Genomic DNA, 21,092 nt, shown 5'->3' with positions numbered 1-21,092 from the left:
GGCGCCCGTGGCGGCGCCGGCGGGCTCACCGGTCAGGCGACGCAGACACCCTGGACCGCGAGCCGCTCGTACAGGTGCGGGAGGGCCACCGTGCCGTCGGGGTAGCGTTCGGCGGCGCCGCGGAACTCGGGGCTGGTGAGCGCCGTGTGCAGGTGCCCGGCGGACTCCCAGACCGCGATGTTCATCAGCGCGCGGCTGCTCCCGACACCCTTGTGCATCTGGGCGGAGATGAAGCCGGGCTGGCGCTTGAAGTACGCCGAGTCCTGCGTCCAGGCGGCCAGCACCTCCGCCACCTTGCCGTCCGGCGCCACGATGGTGTTGACCAGGACCACCGGCCCGGTCTCCTCCAGCAGCTGCTTGGGATAGGGAGACGTCTCATCGACGTCGGCGAGCTCAATCACGTCAGTTCCTGTCGTTCGGGGACGGTGAGGGGTCGAGCGTCACGGGAAGTTCCGCCAGTCCGCGGAACGCGGGGAAGGGGACGGCGAGCCAGCGCGCCCGCTCGGGCGGCGTCGCCGGCGCGACGTGCGGGAAGCGGCCGAACAGCGTGGCCAGGGCGATCCGCGTCTCCAGCCGGGCCAGCGGTGCCCCGACGCAGTAGTGCGGCCCGTGCCCGAACGCCACGTGGGAGCCGGCGTCCCCGCGTGTGACGGAGAAGCGGTCGGGGTCCCGGAAGGCCGCGGGGTCGCGGTTCGCGGAGGCGATGGCGATCTGCACCAGCGCGCCCTTGGGGATGAGCGTGTCGCGGATCTTCACGTCCTCCGCGGCGTAGCGGAACGTGGCGTTCTCCACCGAGCCCTCGAAGCGCAGCGCTTCCTCGACGACCCGCGGCCAGAGCTCCGGGTCGCGCATGACCGCGGCCGACTGGTCCGGGTGGGCCAGCAGGTGGTGGACGGCGTTGCCGATCAGATAGGCCGTCGTCTTGTGGCCGGCGAAGAGCAGCACCCAGGCGGTGGAGATCAGCTCGTGGTCGGTCATGGCCCCGCCCTCGTCCTGGGCCCTGACCAGCGCGCTCATCATGTCGTCGCCCGGATGCGCCCGCTTGCGCGCGACAAGCTCCACCAGGTAGTCGCGCAGCGCCCCCTCGGCCTCCTCCAGCGCCTTCCTGGCCTCGGGTCCGAAGCCGGTCTGCGCGACGGTGGCCGACCAGTGCCGGGCCTGTTCGCGCTCGGACTCCGGAACGCCGAGGAGTTCGCAGATCACATTGAGCGGGAGCGGGAAGGCGAAGTGCGGCAGCAGGTCGACGGGCTCGCGCGCCGGGCACCGGTCCAGCAGTTCGTCGGCGATCCGCTGGATCCGCGGACGCAGCGCCTCCACGCGGCGCGGGGTGAAGGCGCTGTTGACGATCCGGCGCAGCCGGGTGTGCTTGGGCGGGTCGGAGAAGAGCATGTTGTCGTCGAGCGCGACGGAGGAGTCCCCGAAGATCCGCTGGTAGGCGTCCATGGCGCCGTACATGTCCTTGCTCAGCCGCGGGTCGGCCAGCGCCGCGCGGGCGTCGTCGTACCGCGTGATCAGGTACGTCTCCACGCCGTGCGGGGGCCTCATGGGGCACACCGGTGCCGCTTGCCGCAGCGCCGCGTAGACCGGGTGCGGGTCCACGCGGAACTCCGGTCTCCCCTCGGCGACGGCGGCGGCCGCGTCGCCTGGGGCGGATGCGTGTGTCATGGCTCGTCCTGACGTTCGGGCTGCCGTCGGTCACTGCAGCGGGGGCGCTTGCGGCACGGTCACATCCGCGCATCCTGTGGGGCATACCGGAACTCGATGGACGATTCACCGGAAACGCCACCTGCGGCCATCGTAGGAAGACTCCCCGCGGTCCAAATCCGGAAGGGGGCAAATGGATGAAACGCGCGAGCGACCGAACACCGGCCGGACGGTCCTGCCTGGTAGCGGCAGGGCCAGGTTCCGCGGCGGACGACCGCCTACGGTGGGACGCATGAGCGGTTCGAACGAGCTGGGCGACTACCTGCGGGCACGCCGGGGCCTGGTGCGCCCGCAGGACGCGGGCCTGCCGCCGACCGGACGGCGGCGCGTGCCGGGGCTGCGGCGCGAGGAGGTCGCACTGCTGGCCGGGATCTCCGCGGAGTACTACCTGCGCCTGGAGCAGGGCCGCGACCAGCACCCGTCGCCTCAGGTCCTGGACGCGCTGGCGCGCGTGCTGATGCTGGACGCCGACGCCACGGGCTATCTGCACTCGCTCGCGCAGCCCAGGCGCCGCCGCGCCCCGGCGCGGCGGCCGGAACGCCTCGCCGAGGGCATCCGGCGGCTGGTGATGGCGATGCCCACCCCCGCGTTCGTGCAGGGCCGCTACCTGGACGTCCTGGCGGCCAACCCGCTCGCCACCGCCCTGTCGCCGCACTACGTCAAGGGCGACAACCTGCTGCGCTCCGCCTTGCTCGACCCGGCGGTCCGGGCGATGTACCAGGAGGGCGAGTGGGAACGCACCGTCGCGGGGACCGTCGCCTCCCTCCGGGCGCTCGCCGGCCCGGAGACGAACGATGCCCGGCTGACCGAGCTCGTGGGCGAACTGTCCGTGCGCAGCGAGGAGTTCCGCCGCCTGTGGGCGCGGCACGACGTGAAGCCGCGGACCAGTGGCACCAGCCGCCTCCTGCATCCGCAGGTGGGGCCGCTGGAACTCGACTACGAGAAGCTGGCGGTCACCGGTGCCGACGGGCAGTTGCTGGTCGTCTACCACGCCGCGCCCGGCAGCGCGGCGGAACAGGGCCTCCAATTGCTGGGCCATCTCGTCCCGTTCGCCGCCTCGCAGGGCTCCCCCGCCACCTCCGCCTCACCCGCCGCACCCGCATCGCCGCCGATCTCTTCGGAAAAGGCCCTACCCAGGGATGGGTGAAAGTTGTACGGTCCACGGGGCCATGTGTCGCCAGGAAGGTATGTCATGACCCCGCCAGCATTACCCGCTGTACCCGCCGTCCTCAGCCGCGCCCGTACCGTGGCCCCACCCGGCTGGAGCCGGTGGCTCGTACCGCCCGCGGCCCTCTCCATCCACCTCGCGATCGGCCAGGCCTACGCCTGGAGCGTGTTCAAGCCACCGCTCGAGGCCTCGCTCCATCTCAGCGGGACCCAGTCCGCGCTCCCCTTCCAGCTGGCGATCGTCATGCTGGGGCTGTCCGCGGCCTTCGGCGGCACCCTCGTGGAGCGCAACGGCCCGCGCTGGGCGATGTGCGTGTCCGCGCTCTGCTTCGCCTCCGGCTTCCTCATCTCCGCGCTCGGCGCCGCGACCAGCCAGTACTGGCTGATCGTGCTCGGGTACGGCTTCGTGGGCGGCATCGGACTCGGCATCGGCTACATATCGCCGGTCTCCACCCTCATCAAGTGGTTCCCCGACCGCCCCGGCCTGGCCACCGGTATCGCCATCATGGGCTTCGGCGGCGGCGCCCTCATCGCCTCGCCCTGGTCGACCCAGATGCTGTCGTCCTTCGGCGCCGACCCCTCGGGGATCTCCCAGACCTTCCTGGTGATGGGCCTGGTCTACGCCGTCTTCATGACGTTCGGCGTGCTGCTGGTCCGCGTACCGGCCGACGACTGGAAGCCGGCCGGATGGACGCCCGCCACGGACGCGGTGCGTCCCCTGGTCACGACCGCACAGGTCTCGGCCCGCTCGGCTCTGCGCACGCCGCAGTTCTGGTGCCTGTGGGTGGTGCTCTGCATGAACGTGACGGCGGGCATCGGCATCCTGGAGAAGGCCGCGCCGATGATCACGGACTTCTTCGCGGACACCTCGGCGCCGGTCACGGCCACGGCCGCCGCGGGCTTCGTCGGCGTCCTGTCGCTCGGCAACATGCTCGGCCGGATCACCTGGTCGAGCACCTCCGACCTGGTCGGGCGCAAGAACATCTACCGCGTGTACCTCGGCGTGGGCGCCCTGCTCTACCTGCTGATCGCGCTCGTGGGCGACTCCTCCAAGCCGCTGTTCATCCTGGCGGCCGCCGTCATCCTGTCCTTCTACGGCGGCGGATTCGCCACGATTCCGGCGTACTTGAAGGATCTGTTCGGCACGTACCAGGTCGGCGCCATCCACGGGCGGCTGCTGACCGCGTGGTCCACCGCCGGCGTGCTGGGGCCGCTGATCGTCAACGCGATCGCCGACCACGAGAAGTCGGCCGGACGCACCGGCCCGGACCTCTACACGACGTCCTTCGTCATCATGATGGTCCTGCTGGTCGTCGGCTTCGTCGCCAACGAGCTCGTAAGTCCCGTCAACCCCCGTCACCACGACGGCCCGTCGGCCGCGCCCGTCGCCACGTCGGCAGCCGGCCCCGAGTCGGAAGGAGCCGTCCGATGACCGAACCGTCCACGCCGCCCGCCACCGCCATGCCGGACCGCCGCCCCCTGATGGCGCTCGCATGGCTGTGGGTGGGCGCGCCCTTCGCCTACGGGGTCTACGAACTGATCCTGAAGCTCAAGCAGTTGTTCGGCGGCTGACCTCCCGGCGGCCCGCGGGCACGGCGATACGCCCGCGGGCACGGCCCGCCTTCCCGGCGGCGGGTGCGGCCCCGGGCGGCAGCCCTCCCGGCCGCGGTAGCCCCGGCCTCAGCTGCCGCCGGGCGCGGCACCGGCCAACGCCCGCCCCGGGACGTCCCGGTGACCTCGCCACCGGCTCCACGCGCGCTCCGACCGGCCGGGCCCTGGGCCGCCCGGCCGACACCCCCCTTCGGCAGCCTCTTCCCACTGCTCACCACCGCCCGTATCCCCCGGCACGGCCCGATCGCCCACCCTCGCGGCCGATCTCGGCACCTCGGGCCGGGAGCGCACCCACAAGGTGCGGAGCGGCCATGCCCTGGATCGACCGCGCGTCGCCGCGCAGGGCGGCAGCCCTCCCGGCCGCGGTAGCGCCGGCCTCCGCTGCCGCCGGGCGCGGCACCGGCCACCGCCCCTGCGTGAGCGATGCTCTGACGGGCACTAAGCGGGCCCGAAGCGGGGTAACCGGACTCCGTAGCACCGCGCGCTCGCGCCGTCGAGCGCCGAACACGGAGGAAGCGAACCATGCCCCACAGCCCCCGGACGAACACCGGCACCGACCGCGACACGCTCGGCATCATCGGTCTGATATGCGCCGTCGCGGGCTTCTTCGTCCTCGGCATCCTGCTCGGCCCGGCCGCCGTGGTCTGCGGCTGGCTGGCGATGGGCCGCACCTGGCGGGGCGCCAAGCCGCTGCTGCCGCTCATCGCCGTGGTCCTGGGCGCGATCGACACCCTCGTCGCCCTGCTCTGGATGACCGGCCCGCACTGGAGCGGCGGTGGCGGCATCCTCTGACCGGTGCTTTCCTCCGGCCGCCGGGGCGCGAGAATGAGCAGCCCGTCCCCGGTCCCCCAGGAGCCCGTGTGCCCTCCCCGCCCGTCCCGTCACCGCGCAGGGCGGCGGCCCTCCTGACCGCCGTGGTGCTGGCCGCCGGGTGCGGCACCGGCCAACGCCCGTCCCGGGACGTCCCGGTGACCCCGCCGCCGGCCGGCGCGCGCTTCGACTACCAGATCGGCGGCGGATACCCGCCCGCGAAGGGCGTCCGCGTGGTCTCCCGGGACCGCGCCGACCGGCCCGCCCCCGGCGTCTACTCCGTCTGCTACGTCAACGCGTTCCAGGCCCAGCCCGGCGAGGCGGGCTGGTGGCAGCGGCACCACCCGGACCTGCTCCTGCGCGACCGGCGGGGTGCCCCCGTCATGGACGAGGACTGGGGCGAGGTCCTGTTCGACATCTCGACGGCGGCCCGGCGGACCGCGCTGGCCGCGGTCGTCGGACGCTGGATCGACGACTGCGCCGAGCACGGGTTCCAGGCCGTCGAACCGGACAACCTCGATTCCTTCGAGCGCTCTCATGGACTCCTGACGTCTGATCAGAACGCCGCGTACGCCCGGCTCCTGGTGGCACGGGCGCACGCGGCAGGACTGGCCGTCGCGCAGAAGAACACCGCCGAGCTCCTCCCCCGGCACAAGGACATCGGCTTCGACTTCGCCGTGGCCGAGGAGTGCGGGGAGTTCGACGAGTGCGGCGACTATGCCGCCGCCTACGCGAACCGCGTCCTGGTCGTCGCCTACACCGCGGCCGACTTCGGCCGGACCTGCCGCCGCTGGGGCGGCCGCCTCTCGGTGGTGCTGCGGGACCGGGACGTCATGCCCGCCAAGGAGCGCGGGCACGTCTTCCGTACCTGCTGAGCGGCGGCGGCCGCCTCACCCTCCGGACACCGCGTACCAGCGGCCGTCGCGCTGGTGAACGAGTTCGGCCGCGACCAGGGTGTCGATGTGCCGCACGATGGTGGCCGGCTGGTACCCCACGCTGGCGCTCAGGTCGTCGACGGTCGTGCCGTCACCGCCCGCGGCACGCAGCTGCTCCAGGGTCTTGAGCGCCGTGCGGGGCAGAGCGGGCTCCGGCTGAGGCTCCGGGCTCTGCTCCGACCGCGGCGCGGGGGCCGCGGGTGCGGGAGCCGCCACCGCCACCGCCGGCGCCGGAACGGCGGCGGGAGCCGCCGCCACGGGGGCTGCGGCAGGCGACGAGGCCGGACGGGAGGCGGGCCGTCCGGCGGCCGGGGCGGTGGCCGCGACGGGGCGGGGGGTGCGGTTGACCGTGCGGTGCTTGCGGCCCTTTTGGTGACGTCGGGTGCTCATCTCACGCTCCTCCTTGGCTGCGATCTTGCAGGGCCAACGGGCGAACGCGGTTTCGGTCACGCGGATACGTGCATGCGGGGGACAACGCCCCGGGGAATGCGCTCCCGTCCCGCGAGGTTGTCGCACGAGAGCCGAGCGAAAAGGGGAGCCTCATGGCGTCCACCCACAGCACTCAGGGCCACACCGTCACAGCGGTGCCCGGCACGCAGCACGTGAGGGTCGAGATCGACGGGCAGGTGGTGGCCGACACCCGGCGCCCGCTCCTCGTCCACGAGACGGGCCTGCCCGTCCGCTACTACATACCGCCGGAGGACGTCGACCTGGCGCTGTTCCGGCCCACCGACACCCACACCACCTGCCCGTTCAAGGGTCTGGCCTCCTACTGGTCGTACGGCGACCACACCGACGTGGCCTGGGCCTATCCGGAGCCGATCGGCACCGTGCCCGAGATCAAGGACCACCTGTCCTTCTACGACACGATCGCCGAGATCAAGATCACCGACGGCGCCTGACCGGCCGCTCCCGCGGGCCCGCGGCCGTCGCGGTGCGTGACGCGGCGCGACGTACGGTAAAGCATCGCCCCACCAGGCACGAGTGTTCGTTTTGGGGCGCGCCGCGGGCCTTGGGGAGCAATGATGGTCACATGGCGAATCCGACCATCCTCACCGTCGACGACGATCCGGCAGTCTCCCGGGCGGTGGCCCGCGACATTCGCCGCCGGTACGGGGACCGGTACCGGGTGGTGCGCGCGACCTCCGGCGACGAGGCCCTCAGCGCGCTGCGCGAGATCAAGCTGCGCGGCGAGCAGCTGGCCGTGATGCTGGCGGACTACCGCATGCCGCAGATGAACGGCGTCGAGTTCCTCGAAGCCGCCATGGATCTGTTCCCGCTGGCCCGGCGTGTGCTGCTGACCGCCTACGCGGACACCGCGGCCGCCATCGACGCGATCAACATCATCGATCTCGACCACTACTTGCTGAAGCCGTGGAGCCCGCCGGAGGAGAACCTCTATCCGGTGATCGACACGCTGCTCGAATCGTGGCTGTCCACTCCCGACCCCACCGCCAGCGAGACCCGGGTCGTCGGGCACCGCTGGTCCGCGCCCTCGTTCAAGGTGCGCGACTTCCTCACCCGCAACCTGGTCCCCTACCGCTGGCTGCCCTCGGAGGACCCGGAGGCGGTCCAGCTGCTCACCGCCGCGGGGCTCACCCAGGACGACGTACCGCTGGTGGTCACCGACGACGGCTCGACGCTGGTGCGGCCGAGCGAGGCCGAGCTCGCCGCGCATGTCGGCCTCAGCACCACGCCGTCCTCCGACTTCTACGACCTGGTGGTGGTCGGCGGCGGTCCGGCCGGTCTCGGCGCGGCCGTGTACGGGGCGTCCGAGGGCCTGCGCACGGTGCTGGTGGAGCGCAGGGCGACGGGCGGCCAGGCCGGCCAGAGCAGCCGCATCGAGAACTACCTGGGCTTCCCGGACGGTGTCTCCGGCGCCCAGCTCACCGACCGGGCGCGCCGGCAGGCGCTGAAGTTCGGCGCGGAGATCCTGAGCACCCGCGAGGTCACGGCTCTGGAGGCGGCGGGCGCCGGACGGGTGCTGTCCTTCGGGGACGGCTCGGCGATCACCGCGCACACCGTGGTGCTCGCCACCGGCGTGGCGTACCGCAGGCTGGACGCGCCGGGGCTCGCCGAGTTCACCGGGGCCGGGGTGTTCTACGGCTCCGCCATGACCGAGGCCATGAACTGCGCCGGCGAAGACGTCTACATCGTGGGCGGCGCCAACTCGGCCGGGCAGGCCGCCGTGTACTTCTCGCGCAACGCCCGCCGGGTGCACCTGCTGATCCGGGGCGCCGACCTGGGCCGTTCGATGTCGCGCTATCTGATCGACCAGATCGCCGCGATCGACACGATCGACGTGCACCCGTGCACCGAGGTGGTGGGCGGCAAGGGCGGCGACCACCTGGAGCAGCTCATGCTGCGGGACGCGAAGACGGGCGCCGTGACGACCGTGGACGCGGAGTGGCTGTTCATCTTCATCGGCGCCGAGCCGCGGACGGACTGGCTGGAGGGGGTCGTGGAACGTGACGCGCGCGGCTTCGTCCTGACCGGCCCCGATCTGCTGACCGGCGGGCGACGGCCGGCGCGCTGGCCGCTCCCCCGCGACCCGTACCACCTGGAGGCCAGCGTGCCCGGCGTCTTCGCGGCGGGCGACGTCCGCGCGGAGTCGGTCAAGCGGGTGGCGTCGGCCGTGGGCGAGGGAGCGATGGCCGTATCGCTCGTGCACCGTTATCTGGAGGCGCAGTGACCACGTCGGACCGGCTCGTACCGGAACAGCTGAAGACCCTGTTCCTGTTCGAGGCGCTCGGGGACAAGCAACTGGACTGGCTCGCCGAACAGGGCCGCCTGGAGCAGACGGCAAGCGGCGCCGACGTCTACTGCGAGGGCGAGCCGGCGACCTGCTTCTACATCCTGCTGAGCGGCACCGTGGCGATGACCAGGCTGCTCCACGGCGACCAGGTGGAGGTCAACCGCACGGACCAGCGCGGGGTGTACGCGGGCGCGACACAGGCGTACCTCGGGGACCGGGTGGATCAGGTGTACCCCAACTCGCTGCGGGCCATCACCGACTGCGAGTTCTTCGTGCTCCCGGCCGACGAGTTCGCGGGCGCGATGCACCGGTGGTTCCCGATGGCGGTGCACCTGCTGGAGGGCCTGTTCTTCGGCGTGCGCCAGCAGAACACCATCATGGGCGAGCGCGAACGCCTGCTGGCGCTCGGCTCGCTCTCCGCGGGACTGACGCACGAGCTGAACAACCCGGCGGCGGCCGCGGTGCGGGCGACCTCCGCGCTGCGCGACCGGGTCGCCGGCATGCGCCACAAGCTCGCCCTCATCGCGGACGGCCGGCTCGACACCCGGCAGTTGCACGAACTGGTCGAGTTGCAGGACGCCGCGATCAAGCGCCTGGCGTCGGCACCGGAACTCTCGGCCCTGCAAGCCTCTGACGCGGAGGACGAGCTGACGGACTGGCTCGAGGACCACGGCGTCAACGGCTCCTGGGAACTCGCCCCGACGCTGATCGCGGGCGGGGTGGACATCGAGTGGCTCGGCACCGTGGTGGAGACGGTCGGCGAGGACCGTCTGGAAGCGTCCGTGCGCTGGCTGTCGTACACCCTCGACACCGAACTGCTCATGGGCGAGATCGACGACGCCGTCACCCGGATCTCCGGCCTGGTCGGCGCGGCGAAGCAATACTCGCAGCTCGACCGCGCGCCGCAGCAGACCGTGGACGTGCACGCGCTGCTGGACGCCACGCTGACGATGCTTCACGCGAAGATCCCCGGCGGGGTGCAGGTGGTGAAGGAGTACGACCGCACGCTGCCGCAGATCCAGGCGTACGGCGCCGAGCTCAACCAGGTGTGGACCAACCTCGTCGTCAACTCGCTGGACGCGATGGGCAGTTCCGGCACCCTCAGCATCCGCACCCGATGGGACGGGACGGACCGGCTGCTCGTCGAGATCGGCGACACGGGGCCCGGCATCCCCGACGAGATCCGGCCGCGGATCTTCGAGCCGTTCTTCACCACGAAGCCGGTCGGCGAGGGCACCGGGCTCGGCCTCGACATCTCCTACCGCATCGTGGTCAACAAGCACCACGGCGACATCCGTGTCGAGTCCACCCCGGGCGACACCCGCTTCACCGTGTGCCTGCCGGTCGCCCAGGAGAGGGCCGAGGCCGTGGGCTGAGGCCGGACCTGCGACCGGACACCGGCTGTCCGACCGGGCCGGCCGTCAGCCGAGCGTCTTGCGCGATGTCCCCAAACCGGGGGGCAGTTGCTGGTCCGCGGCGCTCTTCAGCGACCGCAGGGCCAGCAGCAGCACGCCGATGTCGTCGATGAGGATCGGGTCGGGCAGCAGATCCACCGGGCACACCAGGTAGATCACCGCGGCCCAGAAGGCCAGCTTGCCCGAGCGCGGGACGTCGGCGCTGCGCAGCAGGGTACGGACCCGTGCCATCTTCACCACCAGCACCACAGCGACCACGAGCATGGCCGCGACCGCCACCCCCGCGATGACCAGCACTGTCGTGGACCAATCACCCATGGCTGCCTCCCTCGTTCGCGTCTACCCCTGAGGGTTGCGCAGAAACGGTACCGGACCACGGGCGAAAGGAAGGCTCTTTATGATCACGTCGCACTGGCTCTGGCCTGCCGCCGGGCTCCCCGAACGCCGACTCGCCGGGCTCGCCCTCAATCCGGCCGCCCCCGAGGACGTGCTGCTGCGCCTGCTCGACGACGGACCGAAGGTGGCGCGCATCGCGCTGTGCGAGCACCGGGCACTGCCGGGCGCGGTGGTCGAGGCCGTCGCCGCGCACCCCGACCGGTTCGTGCGCGGCCGCTTCGCCCGGAATCCGCATGTGGACCCGGCACAGCGGGCTCGGCTGGTGGACGATCCGGAGTGGTCCGTGCGGGCCCTGCTCTCCGACGGTCCCGACCTGCCTCCGCATGCGATACCCGCACTCCTGCCGGACCGGGTCGTCCTCCACATGATCCGCACTTACCAAGACGAGATGCAGAGCGGGTTCAGCCGCCAGGTCTCCGCGGAATTCATGTGGGCGGCGCACTCTCATCCGGACCCCAAGGTGCGGCTCATGGGCATCGGTTGGCGCGGCGTGCCGGACGACGTCAGGGAGGCACTGCTGGCGGATCCCGACGAAAGGGTCCGGAAGGCAGTGCACGACCACCTGCGCCGTGAGGACCCGCAGTACGTGGAGCGGGAGCTGCCGGAACGGCCGTGCCATGCCCGCACCGACATGCTCCTCCACGGAGCCCTCAGCCGGAAGGTCGTCGAGAGCGTGCTCACCGCGCCGGCCGCCGAGGACGAGCGTGCGACGATCGCGCGCAACCCCACCCTTCCCGCGGACGTGGTGGCGCTGCTCTCCACCGATCCGGACGTGGAGGTCCGCGAGCGGATCGCGCACCACCCCCGGCTCTCCCGGGAGCGGCGCCGGGCGCTCGGGGCGGATCCGGACGCCGGAGTGCGGGAGAGCATCGCCTACCGTTCCGACCTGGAACCCGACGAACTCCGGGCGCTCACCAGGGACCCCGATCCCCGTGTGCGACTGGCGGCGTCCATGGACCTCGCGCTGACCGACACCGAGCGCGAGGCGATCGACTACGAGGTCCCCATGGACGAGCCGTTCGTCCCCTGGCCACAGCTACGGGTGCCCGGCGACCCGGCCGAGATGCGGCGGAACGCACTTTCCGGCCACCCCATGTGGCGCCGGAAGGCCGCACGGGACCGCTTCCTGCCACCCGACCTGGTGGAACGCCTCGCCACCGACGACGACCTCGGCGTCCGTGTCCTGCTCGCGCAGAACCACCCGGAGGCACCCGCCGACCTGCTGCTGCGCAGCTTCCTGGAGTACACCGGCCCTCAACGCGAACAGCTCGTCATCCGGCCGGACTTCCCCACCGCGGGACTCGCCCACTACGCCGATCACGAGGATCCCGCGGTCCGCGCACTGGCCGGCCGGGATCCGGCGACCTCCGCACAGACGGTGGAGCGGCTCACCCACGACCCCGATCCCCGCGTACGGGCCGCCGCGGCACGTCACGCGAATCTCCCGCCCGCCCGGCTGGCGGAGCTCCTCGACGACGAGGAACTGGCCCATCACGCGGCGGCGAACCCGGCGCTCGACCCTGCCGTCATGCGCCGACTCGTGGCGTCCCTTGCCGAATGACGGCGATCAGCCGGTCGTAGGCGGCGCTCAGTTCGGCGCGGGCGTACTCCTCGCGGACGGCGATGAGGGCGCCGTGGGAGGCGGCGTGGTCGACCGTGAAGCGGTCGTGCCAGCCGCCTCCCGAGGCGATGATCACCGGGGTGTCGACCCCGTCGAACTGGTCGGCGGTGATGTCGACGCGCAGGCCGTTCTTCTCGATCCACGCGTGCGAGGCGCCGTTCTCCCAGGCGCTGACGTACCTCCACACCCCGAGCCCGTTCTCGTGGAGGTACTGGCCGAGAAGGATCGAGGCGTCACCACAGGAGCCGTAGGGGAAGCGCTCCAGGGAGACCAGTCCGGGGTTCGGGCAGTCGAGGATCGCCTGCCGGAGCCCCAGGGCCAGTGTGCGGAGTTCGGACACTCGCGGAGTGTAACGCGTGAAGATCATTAGTTCGAGTGGTGGATCACCGCCGTGGCCGTGTTCGCGCCCGGCACCGGCCCCCAAAGGGAGGGCCGGGGGGCGCTTCCGGTTGTCGGGGCCGCGGTCAACCCAGCGTTGCGCGAGCGGTCAAGAGTTCACGTCAGGACTGGTACGGGGACGTTCCCGTGGCCCTGGAGACCCGCTTCGCGTTCAACAAGCGAAGGAATCGGACACCCCGCAGGTCACCGACCGTTCGGGGTTCTCACTTACCTGATGTTCCGTTAATCCGTCGGAAACAGTTCCTGTCGCACCACTTGACCCCGACTTCCCTCACCTCTTAACTCACGCCATAAATTAAGTCGTGAGGCCGAGACAGGAGTTCTGATGAGACCCCACGTCAACGACGCCCACCGCAGACACTTAGGGCTGATAGCCCTGCTGTCCGTCCTGCTCGCCCTGATCGCCGTCCCCGCCGGCCCGCTCGCCAAGGCCCACGCCGCGGCCTGCGGCACCACCAATGTCGCCCAGGGCAAGACCGCCACCGCCTCCTCCACCGAGAACGCCGGCACCGCCGCCTCGAACGCGGTCGACGGCAACGCGGGCACCCGCTGGTCCAGCGCCTTCAGCGACCCGCAGTGGCTGCAGGTCGACCTCGGCAGTTCGCAGACCATCTGTGAGGTCGTGCTCACCTGGGAAGCCGCCTACGCGAGCTCGTACCAGATCCAGGTCTCCGCCAACGGCACCGACTGGACCACCGTCGCCTCCACCACCACCGGCGCCGGCGGCACCGAGACCCGCGCCGCGAGCGGCACCGGCCGCTACGTGCGGATGAACGGCACGGCCCGGCACACCCAGTACGGCTACTCGCTCTGGGAGTTCGCCGTGCACACCACCGACGGCACCGGCCCGCAGATCCCCGGCGGCGGCGACCTCGGCCCGAACGTCCTGGTCTTCGACCCCTCGACGCCGAACATCCAGGCCAAGCTCGACCAGATCTTCCAGCAGCAGGAGGCGGCGCAGTTCGGCACCGGCCGCTACGCGCTGCTCTTCAAGCCCGGCACGTACAACAACATCAACGCCAACATCGGCTTCTACACCTCGATCGCCGGGCTCGGCCTCTCCCCCGACGACACGAACTTCAACGGCGACGTGACCGTGGACGCCGGCTGGTTCAACGGCAACGCCACTCAGAACTTCTGGCGCTCCGCCGAGAACCTCGCCCTCAACCCGGTCAGCGGCACGGACCGCTGGGCCGTCGCCCAGGCGGCGCCCTTCCGCCGCATGCACGTCAGGGGCGGCCTCAACCTCGCGCCCAACGGCTACGGCTGGGCGAGCGGCGGCTACATCGCCGACAGCAAGATCGACGGCACCGTGGGCCCGTACTCGCAGCAGCAGTGGTACACCCGCGACAGCTCGGTCGGCGGCTGGACCAACGGCGTGTGGAACATGGCCTTCTCCGGCGTCCAGGGCGCTCCCGCGCAGAGCTTCCCCAACCCGCCGTACACCACGCTGGACACCACCCCCGTCTCCCGTGAGAAGCCCTTCCTCTACCTCGACGGCAGCGATTACAAGGTCTTCGTCCCGGCCAAGCGCACCAACGCGCGCGGCACGACCTGGGGCGCCGGCGCGCCGCAGGGTTCCTCGATCCCGCTGAGCCAGTTCTACGTGGTCAAGCCGGGCGCCACGGCCGCCACCATCAACGCCGCGCTCGCCCAGGGCCTCAACCTGCTGTTCACCCCGGGCATTTACCACGTCGACCAGACCATCAACGTCAACCGGGCCAACACCGTCGTGCTCGGCCTCGGCCTCGCGACGATCATCCCCGACAACGGCGTCACCGCCATGAAGGTCGCCGACGTCGACGGCGTGAAGCTGGCCGGCTTCCTGATCGACGCCGGTGCGGTCAACTCCCCGGTGCTGCTCCAGGTCGGCCCGCAGGGCGCGGCCGCCGACCACGCCGCGAACCCGACCACCGTGCAGGACGTCTTCATCCGGATCGGCGGCGCCGGCCCGGGCAAGGCGACCACCAGCATGGAGGTCAACAGCGACGACACCATCATCGACCACACCTGGATCTGGCGTGCCGACCACGGCGCCGGCGTGGGCTGGGACACCAACCCGGCCGACTACGGCCTGCGCGTGAACGGCGACGACGTGCTGGCCACCGGCCTGTTCGTCGAGCACTTCAAGAAGTACGACGTCCAGTGGAGCGGCCAGAACGGCAGGACGATCTTCTTCCAGAACGAGAAGGCCTACGACGCCCCCAACCAGGCCGCCATCCAGAACGGCGCCACGAAGGGCTGGGCCGCCTACAAGGTGGACGACTCCGTCACCACCCATGAGGCCTGGGGCGTGGGCAGCTACTGCAACTTCACCTCCGATCCGACGATCCGCATGGACCACGGCTTCGAGGTCCCGGTGAAGTCCGGGGTCAAGATGCACGACGTCCTGGTGGTCTCGCTCGGCGGCATGGGCCAGTACGACCACGTCATCAACAGCACCGGTGCCGCGACCTCGGGGACCTCGACCGTACCGTCCAATGTGGTCTCGTTCCCCTGACGTATCCCGGACGCACGCCTGTTGATCCACGTCCGAGGCCTGCCTGACACACCAGGGGTGCCCCGCCCGCCGGCGGGGCACCCGTCCGTCTCAGGCGGCCGGCCGGCGCCGGGAGGACAGGACCTCCCCCACGGCGACCGCCACCGCCATGACCACCCCGGCCACCGGCACCGCCCAGGCACCGCAGAACGTGGCGGCCAGTACCAGCACGGCGCAGACCGGCAGCACCGCGTGCTCGGCGAAGCCGCGCTTGGCCCGCCGGGAGTGGATGAGCCAGACCGTCAGCAGGAACAGCGCGGCCGGCACCGTCACGGCGGACGCGGCGGCCGTCTGCGAGATGTGCGCCTTGTGCACCGTCTGCTCGACCACCACCTCGATCCCCGCGCCGATGGCCGCGGCCGAGCCGAAGACGAAGTAGTGGCCGTACCCCCACAGGAACGAGGACACGCCGGTGGTCAGATGCCGGTGGACGGGGACGGCGAAGTAGATCCAGTACGCGGAGAAGACGATGAGCAGACCCCCGACGGCGATGGGCAGCAGATCCCCCAGGACGGAGGACTCGTCGACGGCGGACTGCACGGCCACCGTCGCGGCCGCCACCGACTCGCCGAGCACGATGATGGTGAACAGCCCGTAGCGTTCGGCGATGTGGTGGGCGTGCCAGTTGGTCCGCTGCGCGCGCTCGGCGATGACCGGCACCGACAGGTCCGCGACGGCCATCACCACGAAGCCCCAGGTGAACACCCCGCCGGGCACCAGCAGCAGCAGGATCCATCCCGCCTCGACGACCACCAGGCCCACGGCGTAGCGCAGTGCCGCGGTCCGCGCCGCCGCGGTCGCGTTGCGCGCCGCGCGCACCCACTGGCAGGTCAGGGCGATCCGCATGATGACGTAGCCGGCGACGGCGACGGTGAAGTCGTTCTGGTCGAAGGCGCGGGGCACACCGGCCGCCAGCACCAGGACGCCGGTGATCTGGACGAACGTCGCGATGCGGTAGGGGACGTCGTCGGTGTCGTAGGCCGAGGCGAACCAGGTGAAGTTGACCCAGGCCAGCCAGATGGCGAAGAAGACGAAGCAGTAGCCGGCGACCCCGTGCCCGAAATGGCCCTCGGCGACGGCGTGCACGAGCCGGACGCCGGCCTGCGCCACGGCCACCACGAAGCACAGGTCGAACAGCAGCTCCAGCGGAGTGGCGACCCGGTGCGGCTCCTGCGGGTCCCGCGGCGTCATCCGCACCAGGGGGCGGTACAGCCGGCCCGACGACGCGTGATCGTGATCGGTCATCCGCGCATCGTAGGCCGCGCACGACGGTGCCCGCGCCCCTGGGGGGCGCGGGCACTGGGGGAACGGTGTCAGCCGGCGCTGCCGTCCTGGAGCATTCCGGCGCGCAGTCGCGCGATGGTCCGCGACAGCAGGCGGGAGACGTGCATCTGGGTGCAGCCCATGATCTCGCCGATCTGGGCCTGCGTCAGCTCCTCCACGTACCTCAGGTGGAGCAGTCGCCGGTCGCGCTCGCTCAGCTCGATCACCAGCGGGGCCAGGGAGCGCAGATCCTCTATGAGCTCCATGCCCGGATCGGGCGCGCCGATGAAGTCGGCGAGCACGGTCTCGCCCTCGTCCCCGTCGTCGGTGGTGAGCGCCGCGTCGAGGGAGGAGGCGGTGTAGCCGTTGGACGCGACCTGCGCCTCGACGACCTCGGGCTCGCTGAGGTCCATCAGCGCGGCCAGCTCGGCGACCTTCGGGGCCCGGCCGAGCCGGGAGGACAGCTCGTCCCGGGCGCGCGCCAGTTCGACCCGGCGCTCCTGGAGCCGGCGCGGCACGTGCACGGCCCAGGTCGTGTCGCGGAAGAAGCGCTTGATCTCCCCCACGATGTAGGGCACGGCGAAGGTGGTGAACTCGACCTCGCGCGAGATGTCGAAGCGGTCGATGGCCTTGATCAGACCGATCGTGCCGACCTGCACGATGTCGTCCATGTCGTCGCCGCGGTCACGGAAGCGCCGCGCCGCGAACCGGACCAGGGACATGTTCATCTCGATGAGGGTGTTCCGCGCGTACTGGTGGTCCTGGGTGCCCTCCTCGAGAACCGTCAGCCGCTCGAGGAAGAGCTTCGACAGCGCCCGCGCGTCCGCGGGTGCGACACTGCTCGGGTCGCTGATCTGCGGCAGTCCGTCCGCGACGGCCTTCTCCACCCCGGCCCTGAGGCTCGTCCTGCTGACGTCCGCGATCACAGCTCCTCCTCAAACCCGTCCAACGACGTGTTCCCGTGTGCTGCCGTTCGGGTACCCGGTCCTTCACCGAGCATGCCCACCAATTCCGGAGTGACGTAAATCCGTCCACCGGGTCGCGTAGGACCGGCCCGGCCGGGCAGACACACAGGGACCAGTGAGGCCTACGGGGTGATCGTACGTGTACAGCCTTCAAACGGATGACGAAGGACAGGTGCCCACCACCGCGCGCAGCGGCGGGGCACTCCCCGCGTCCATCGGCGAGGCCCGTGACATGGCCCGCGCCCGCCTGACCGGGGTCGATCCCGAACGGGTCGAGGACTGCCTGCTGGTGGTCTCCGAACTCGTCACCAACGCGTTCCGCTACGGCGAGGGGATCGCCCGCTTCGAGATCCTGCCCGGGCCGGACGGCATCCGGGTCTCGGTCGGCGACCACAGTTCCCGGCTGCCCGTCGCGCCGCCGACGGACGGCGGCTTCCTGCCCGGCGGCTACGGCTGGCGCCTGGTGCGCCGGCTGGCGCGGGACATCCGGGTGACCCTGCTCGCCCAGGGCGGCAAGGTCATCCAGGTCGTCCTGCCGCGCTGAACGCGCGCACTGCTCCACCCCTGCCTCCCCTCCCCGGCGCCCCGTCCGGGAGACGTGTGCGTGGAGAGACGGATCGCGGATACACGCTCCGTAGACACCACACGGGACCCGAAACAAGGTCAGATCCCATTCCGGGACCGCATCGGTCCCCAGGAGGCACACCATGACCACGGGCATCATCATCGGGGCGATCGTCCTCGTAGTCCTGATCGCCGCCGCGGCGTTGTACCTGACGCGCCGTGGGCAGGGGTCCGGACATCTGAGGCGGCGTTTCGGCCCCGAATACGAACGTACGCTCGCCCGGCACGACGGCGACACGGCCGCCGCCGACAAGGAGCTGCAGGAACGCGTGGACCGCCACGGGAACCTGACGCAGCGCCCGCTGGAGGCCCGCCAGACCGAGGAGTACCGGGCCGAGTGGGCCGCCCTTCAGGAGCGGTTCGTGGACTCCCCCGCCGAATCCGTCCGCGAGGCGGCCGGCCTGCTGGACCGGCTGTCCCGCGACCGCGGCTTCCCGGCGGCCGACTCCGGCGAGCAGATCGACGCTCTGTCGGTGCACCGCCCGCACCACCTGCAGGCCTACCGCGATCTCCGGGGTGCCGTCCGCCCCGATCAGCACGACGGTGACCGCCCCACGACGGGCACCGAGGAACTGCGCGCCCGGCTGCTGGAGGCCCGCGCGCTCTTCGACGACCTCCTCGCGGGGGGCAAGGAGCCCCGGCACACCGCACGAGGCCGACACGACTCCGGCACGCGGGCCGACGCCCCGGCCGGTGACACCGAGTCCGAGACCGAGAGCGGGACAGGCACCGACGGCGACACCGCCACCGACCGCCGCGGCTCCCGCCGTTCACATCTGCCGTCCGGGAGTAACCGATGAACCCCATGAACCAGAACGGTCACGACGACAAGACCAGGACCGACGAGACGACCGACCACACGACCGCCGAGAAGATCGACGTCAAGAGCAATGACGTCACGCCCGGCAGCGAGCGCGCCACCCGGCGCCCCGCGCAGCCTTCGCAGCCCGCACAGCCCGCACAGCCCGCCCGGGTGAGCGAATCCGCCCCCGCGCGCGGTCCCGTGACACCCGATCGGACCGCCGACCCGCGCGAGTCCGCCGATGCCCGGGAATCCGCGGCCGAGGCGGCCCGTCCGGCCCAGGCCCCGCACACACCGCACACCCCTCGGGAGCCGGGTGCCCCCAAGGCGACCGCGGATGACACCGACAAGCTGCAGCGCAGGCTCCAGCAGGCGGTCGGCGGCTTCGTCGACGAGCCGCGGCACGCGGTGGAGGAGGCCGACCACGTACTGGAGGAGGCCACCGAACGGCTCCTCCAGGAGCTCAAGGGCCGGCACCACGAACTGCGCGCGGGCTGGAACGGCGGCCGCGACAACGCCGGCAGCGACACCGGCGGCGACACCGAGAAGCTGCGCGTGGCCCTGCAGGGTTACCGCGAACTGGTGGACCGGGTGCTGCACATCTGACCCCGCGCCACCCGTACGGAGGAAAGCCGCCGCGAATCGCGGCGGCTTTCCTCGTGCCCCGTACCTCTCACGCCGTCAGTCCCGGCCGGCGTGCCGCCTGCGGGCATACAACGGCAGCCCGTACCAGCAGGCCAGATACCAGACGAGGACCCCGGCCACGAGGTAGGGGACGTAGTCGTCGTCCGTCGCCACCCGCAGGACGAGCAGCACCGCCGAGGTCATCGTGGCCAGCAGGAGCACGAGTCCGGCGAACGTCAGCCGCGAGGCCCAGCGCACGGTCTCCGGCTTGATCCGCCGGCCCGCGACGATCCGGTGGAAGGACACCGGGCCGATCAGCGCCCCCGTCGCCGTCGAGCCGAGCACGACGGTGACGATGTAGATGGTGTGGTCCACCGTGCCCAGCCGCTCGTAGTGCGGGGTGAAGGCCACGGTGAGCAGGAAGCCGAAGAGGATCTGCACGCCGGTCTGGGCGACCCTCACCTCCTGGATCAGCTCGCCCCACATCCGGTCCGCGCGTTCCTCCCCCGTCTCGTCCCGGCCGCGCGTGCTGTTTCCCTCCGCGTTGTCCGACATCGCTTCCTCCGGTTCCTCTGCGCGCGGCTTCGGGCGATATGTGATTAATATTCCTTTCACTAGGCTATGTAACATCTCATCAGATTGGGACGACCGATGGCGAAGACGTACCTTCTCCGCGGCACCGCCGCCGCCTGCCTGGCGGCCGCGGCACTCGTGTGGCCGGCCTCGGCCCAGGCCGCCACCACGCCGGACCGCCCGGCAGCGGCCCCCTCCGTCGCGCAGGACGACGGAAACGGTCGCAGCGACGACCGGGATCGGGGTGACGACGACAACCGCTTCGGCGACGAGCGCGACGAGGACGGGCGCGGCGGCGGCGACTTCGGTCGCGACGACGACCGGGGCGGCCGCGACGACCGTGGGGACAACCGCGGGGACGGCGGACGTGGCGACGACCGCGGTGGACGTGGCGACGACCGCGGTGGACGCGGTGACGACCGGGGCGGTCGCGGGGACGACCGCGGTGGACGCGGTGACGACCGCGGTGGACGCGGTGACGACCGCGGTGGCCGCGGGGACGACCGCGGCGACGGGCGTGACGGACGCGGTGGCCGCGACGGACGCGACGGGCGTGACGGACGCGGTGACGGTCGCGGTGGCCGCGACGGGCGTGACGGTCGCGACGGCCGGTACGGCGACGACCGCGGTGGCCGCGACGGCCACGGCCGCCACCACTGCAAGTGCGGCCGGCACCACGGTCACCACGGCGGCGGCCACGGTGGCCACGGCGGAGGCGGCAACTTCGGCGGCGGGGGCAACTTCGGCGGCGGAGGCGGCAACTTCGGCGGCGGGGGCATCGTGGGCGGGGGCGCCGTGGGCGGCTTCCCCGACAAGGACGCCCAGCTCGCGGTCGGCCAGAGCGTCGCCGACCGCGCGCTGCTCGACCCGAGCCTGCTCGACTTCATCT

Annotated in this window: 21 protein-coding genes; 13 read left to right on the top strand and 8 right to left on the bottom strand. The window is 71.6% G+C overall.

All coding sequences use genetic code 11. The features are described 5' to 3' along the window. Positions 1 to 32: 32 nt before the first annotated feature. Complete coding sequence (locus ACFWVC_RS35980; protein WP_384297499.1) at positions 33 to 401, bottom strand: antibiotic biosynthesis monooxygenase family protein; 369 nt, start codon at positions 399 to 401, stop codon at positions 33 to 35. A 1-nt stretch (position 402) separates the two neighbouring features. Then, the gene (locus ACFWVC_RS35975; protein WP_384297495.1) at positions 403 to 1,665 is read right to left on the bottom strand and encodes a cytochrome P450; all 1,263 of its coding nucleotides are present in this window, start codon (positions 1,663 to 1,665) and stop codon (positions 403 to 405) included. A gap of 271 nt (positions 1,666 to 1,936) precedes the next feature. Here ACFWVC_RS35975 and ACFWVC_RS35970 point away from each other — a divergent pair, with 271 nt between their 5' ends. The 5 genes from ACFWVC_RS35970 to ACFWVC_RS35950 all read left to right on the top strand — a co-directional run bounded on the left by ACFWVC_RS35970 (position 1,937) and on the right by ACFWVC_RS35950 (position 6,167). After that, positions 1,937 to 2,851 carry a helix-turn-helix domain-containing protein gene (locus ACFWVC_RS35970; protein WP_384297491.1) on the top strand — a complete coding sequence of 305 codons (915 nt, stop codon included), beginning with the start codon at positions 1,937 to 1,939 and terminating at the stop codon, positions 2,849 to 2,851. Between the two features lie 45 nt (positions 2,852 to 2,896). After that, the gene (locus tag ACFWVC_RS35965) at positions 2,897 to 4,303 is read left to right on the top strand and encodes an OFA family MFS transporter (RefSeq protein WP_384297487.1); all 1,407 of its coding nucleotides are present in this window, start codon (positions 2,897 to 2,899) and stop codon (positions 4,301 to 4,303) included. Then, positions 4,300 to 4,443 carry a hypothetical protein gene (locus ACFWVC_RS35960; protein ID WP_384297483.1) on the top strand — a complete coding sequence of 48 codons (144 nt, stop codon included), beginning with the start codon at positions 4,300 to 4,302 and terminating at the stop codon, positions 4,441 to 4,443. Before ACFWVC_RS35965 ends, ACFWVC_RS35960 begins: the two co-directional genes overlap by 4 nt. Positions 4,444 to 5,004: 561 nt before the next feature. Beyond that, complete coding sequence (locus ACFWVC_RS35955) at positions 5,005 to 5,274, top strand: hypothetical protein (protein ID WP_384297481.1); 270 nt, start codon at positions 5,005 to 5,007, stop codon at positions 5,272 to 5,274. A 68-nt stretch (positions 5,275 to 5,342) separates the two neighbouring features. Then, the gene (locus tag ACFWVC_RS35950; protein WP_384297477.1) at positions 5,343 to 6,167 is read left to right on the top strand and encodes an endo alpha-1,4 polygalactosaminidase; all 825 of its coding nucleotides are present in this window, start codon (positions 5,343 to 5,345) and stop codon (positions 6,165 to 6,167) included. Positions 6,168 to 6,182: 15 nt separating this feature from the next. On the opposite strand, the gene ACFWVC_RS35945 is transcribed toward ACFWVC_RS35950, so the two are convergent. Next, a complete protein-coding gene (locus tag ACFWVC_RS35945; protein ID WP_384297475.1) occupies positions 6,183 to 6,617 on the bottom strand; it encodes a hypothetical protein in 435 nt (144 codons plus the stop codon). Positions 6,618 to 6,769: 152 nt separating this feature from the next. Between ACFWVC_RS35945 and ACFWVC_RS35940 the strand changes: the two genes are divergently transcribed. The 3 genes from ACFWVC_RS35940 (at position 6,770) to ACFWVC_RS35930 (ending at position 10,358) form a co-directional block, all read left to right on the top strand. Continuing rightward, the gene (locus ACFWVC_RS35940) at positions 6,770 to 7,129 is read left to right on the top strand and encodes a DUF427 domain-containing protein (protein ID WP_384297472.1); all 360 of its coding nucleotides are present in this window, start codon (positions 6,770 to 6,772) and stop codon (positions 7,127 to 7,129) included. Between the two features lie 131 nt (positions 7,130 to 7,260). Continuing rightward, positions 7,261 to 8,919: an FAD-dependent oxidoreductase gene (locus tag ACFWVC_RS35935; RefSeq protein ID WP_384297468.1), complete on the top strand. Its 1,659-nt coding sequence runs from the start codon at positions 7,261 to 7,263 to the stop codon at positions 8,917 to 8,919. After that, positions 8,916 to 10,358: an ATP-binding protein gene (locus tag ACFWVC_RS35930; RefSeq protein WP_384297464.1), complete on the top strand. Its 1,443-nt coding sequence runs from the start codon at positions 8,916 to 8,918 to the stop codon at positions 10,356 to 10,358. Before ACFWVC_RS35935 ends, ACFWVC_RS35930 begins: the two co-directional genes overlap by 4 nt. Before the next feature lie 45 nt (positions 10,359 to 10,403). Here the strand turns inward: ACFWVC_RS35930 and ACFWVC_RS35925 are convergent, their stop codons facing one another. Further along, entirely contained in the window at positions 10,404 to 10,715 is a 312-nt protein-coding gene (locus ACFWVC_RS35925) for a YkvA family protein (protein WP_384297462.1), read from the bottom strand. A gap of 79 nt (positions 10,716 to 10,794) precedes the next feature. On the opposite strand from ACFWVC_RS35925, the gene ACFWVC_RS35920 reads away from it, so the two are divergent. Beyond that, a complete protein-coding gene (locus ACFWVC_RS35920; RefSeq protein WP_384297458.1) occupies positions 10,795 to 12,354 on the top strand; it encodes a hypothetical protein in 1,560 nt (519 codons plus the stop codon). Here the strand turns inward: ACFWVC_RS35920 and ACFWVC_RS35915 are convergent. Then, positions 12,320 to 12,754 carry a hypothetical protein gene (locus tag ACFWVC_RS35915; protein WP_384297455.1) on the bottom strand — a complete coding sequence of 145 codons (435 nt, stop codon included), beginning with the start codon at positions 12,752 to 12,754 and terminating at the stop codon, positions 12,320 to 12,322. The two genes, ACFWVC_RS35920 and ACFWVC_RS35915, sit on opposite strands and share 35 nt — an antisense overlap. Before the next feature lie 384 nt (positions 12,755 to 13,138). Here ACFWVC_RS35915 and ACFWVC_RS35910 point away from each other — a divergent pair, with 384 nt between their 5' ends. Continuing rightward, entirely contained in the window at positions 13,139 to 15,313 is a 2,175-nt protein-coding gene (locus ACFWVC_RS35910) for a discoidin domain-containing protein (protein WP_384297451.1), read from the top strand. Between the two features lie 90 nt (positions 15,314 to 15,403). Here ACFWVC_RS35910 and ACFWVC_RS35905 read toward each other — a convergent pair whose 3' ends face one another. Continuing rightward, positions 15,404 to 16,597 (bottom strand): low temperature requirement protein A, encoded by a 1,194-nt coding sequence (locus ACFWVC_RS35905; protein WP_384297448.1) that lies wholly within the window; start codon positions 16,595 to 16,597, stop codon positions 15,404 to 15,406. A gap of 68 nt (positions 16,598 to 16,665) precedes the next feature. Next, positions 16,666 to 17,541, bottom strand: coding sequence for a SigB/SigF/SigG family RNA polymerase sigma factor (locus tag ACFWVC_RS35900; protein ID WP_384297445.1), 876 nt, complete (start codon positions 17,539 to 17,541; stop codon positions 16,666 to 16,668). A 211-nt stretch (positions 17,542 to 17,752) separates the two neighbouring features. On the opposite strand from ACFWVC_RS35900, the gene ACFWVC_RS35895 reads away from it, so the two are divergent. The 3 genes from ACFWVC_RS35895 (at position 17,753) to ACFWVC_RS35885 (ending at position 19,612) form a co-directional block, all read left to right on the top strand. Continuing rightward, entirely contained in the window at positions 17,753 to 18,124 is a 372-nt protein-coding gene (locus ACFWVC_RS35895) for an ATP-binding protein (protein ID WP_384297441.1), read from the top strand. A gap of 163 nt (positions 18,125 to 18,287) precedes the next feature. Next, the gene (locus ACFWVC_RS35890; RefSeq protein ID WP_384297438.1) at positions 18,288 to 19,004 is read left to right on the top strand and encodes a hypothetical protein; all 717 of its coding nucleotides are present in this window, start codon (positions 18,288 to 18,290) and stop codon (positions 19,002 to 19,004) included. Then, positions 19,001 to 19,612: a hypothetical protein gene (locus ACFWVC_RS35885; RefSeq protein WP_384297433.1), complete on the top strand. Its 612-nt coding sequence runs from the start codon at positions 19,001 to 19,003 to the stop codon at positions 19,610 to 19,612. Before ACFWVC_RS35890 ends, ACFWVC_RS35885 begins: the two co-directional genes overlap by 4 nt. 75 nt (positions 19,613 to 19,687) lie before the next feature. Here the strand turns inward: ACFWVC_RS35885 and ACFWVC_RS35880 are convergent, their stop codons facing one another. Next, positions 19,688 to 20,185 carry a DUF6328 family protein gene (locus tag ACFWVC_RS35880; protein ID WP_384297503.1) on the bottom strand — a complete coding sequence of 166 codons (498 nt, stop codon included), beginning with the start codon at positions 20,183 to 20,185 and terminating at the stop codon, positions 19,688 to 19,690. Between the last annotated feature and the right edge of the window lie 907 nt (positions 20,186 to 21,092).

The sequence above is a fragment of the Streptomyces sp. NPDC058691 genome (assembly GCF_042714775.1).
Taxonomy (GTDB): Bacteria; Actinomycetota; Actinomycetes; order Streptomycetales; family Streptomycetaceae; genus Actinacidiphila.
The sequence above is the reverse complement of the archived record's forward strand: the minus strand, read 5'-3'. Positions and strand labels throughout refer to the sequence as shown.

Coding starts and splice junctions, on each gene's coding strand:
- ACFWVC_RS35975 (WP_384297495.1), bottom strand. CDS start 1,665: ATGACACACGCATCCGCCCCAGGCGACGCGGCCGCCGCCGTCGCCGAG.
- ACFWVC_RS35970 (WP_384297491.1), top strand. CDS start 1,937: ATGAGCGGTTCGAACGAGCTGGGCGACTACCTGCGGGCACGCCGGGGC.
- ACFWVC_RS35965 (WP_384297487.1), top strand. CDS start 2,897: ATGACCCCGCCAGCATTACCCGCTGTACCCGCCGTCCTCAGCCGCGCC.
- ACFWVC_RS35960 (WP_384297483.1), top strand. CDS start 4,300: ATGACCGAACCGTCCACGCCGCCCGCCACCGCCATGCCGGACCGCCGC.
- ACFWVC_RS35955 (WP_384297481.1), top strand. CDS start 5,005: ATGCCCCACAGCCCCCGGACGAACACCGGCACCGACCGCGACACGCTC.
- ACFWVC_RS35945 (WP_384297475.1), bottom strand. CDS start 6,617: ATGAGCACCCGACGTCACCAAAAGGGCCGCAAGCACCGCACGGTCAAC.
- ACFWVC_RS35940 (WP_384297472.1), top strand. CDS start 6,770: ATGGCGTCCACCCACAGCACTCAGGGCCACACCGTCACAGCGGTGCCC.
- ACFWVC_RS35935 (WP_384297468.1), top strand. CDS start 7,261: ATGGCGAATCCGACCATCCTCACCGTCGACGACGATCCGGCAGTCTCC.
- ACFWVC_RS35925 (WP_384297462.1), bottom strand. CDS start 10,715: ATGGGTGATTGGTCCACGACAGTGCTGGTCATCGCGGGGGTGGCGGTC.
- ACFWVC_RS35920 (WP_384297458.1), top strand. CDS start 10,795: ATGATCACGTCGCACTGGCTCTGGCCTGCCGCCGGGCTCCCCGAACGC.
- ACFWVC_RS35910 (WP_384297451.1), top strand. CDS start 13,139: ATGAGACCCCACGTCAACGACGCCCACCGCAGACACTTAGGGCTGATA.
- ACFWVC_RS35905 (WP_384297448.1), bottom strand. CDS start 16,597: ATGACCGATCACGATCACGCGTCGTCGGGCCGGCTGTACCGCCCCCTG.
- ACFWVC_RS35890 (WP_384297438.1), top strand. CDS start 18,288: ATGACCACGGGCATCATCATCGGGGCGATCGTCCTCGTAGTCCTGATC.
- ACFWVC_RS35885 (WP_384297433.1), top strand. CDS start 19,001: ATGAACCCCATGAACCAGAACGGTCACGACGACAAGACCAGGACCGAC.
- ACFWVC_RS35880 (WP_384297503.1), bottom strand. CDS start 20,185: ATGTCGGACAACGCGGAGGGAAACAGCACGCGCGGCCGGGACGAGACG.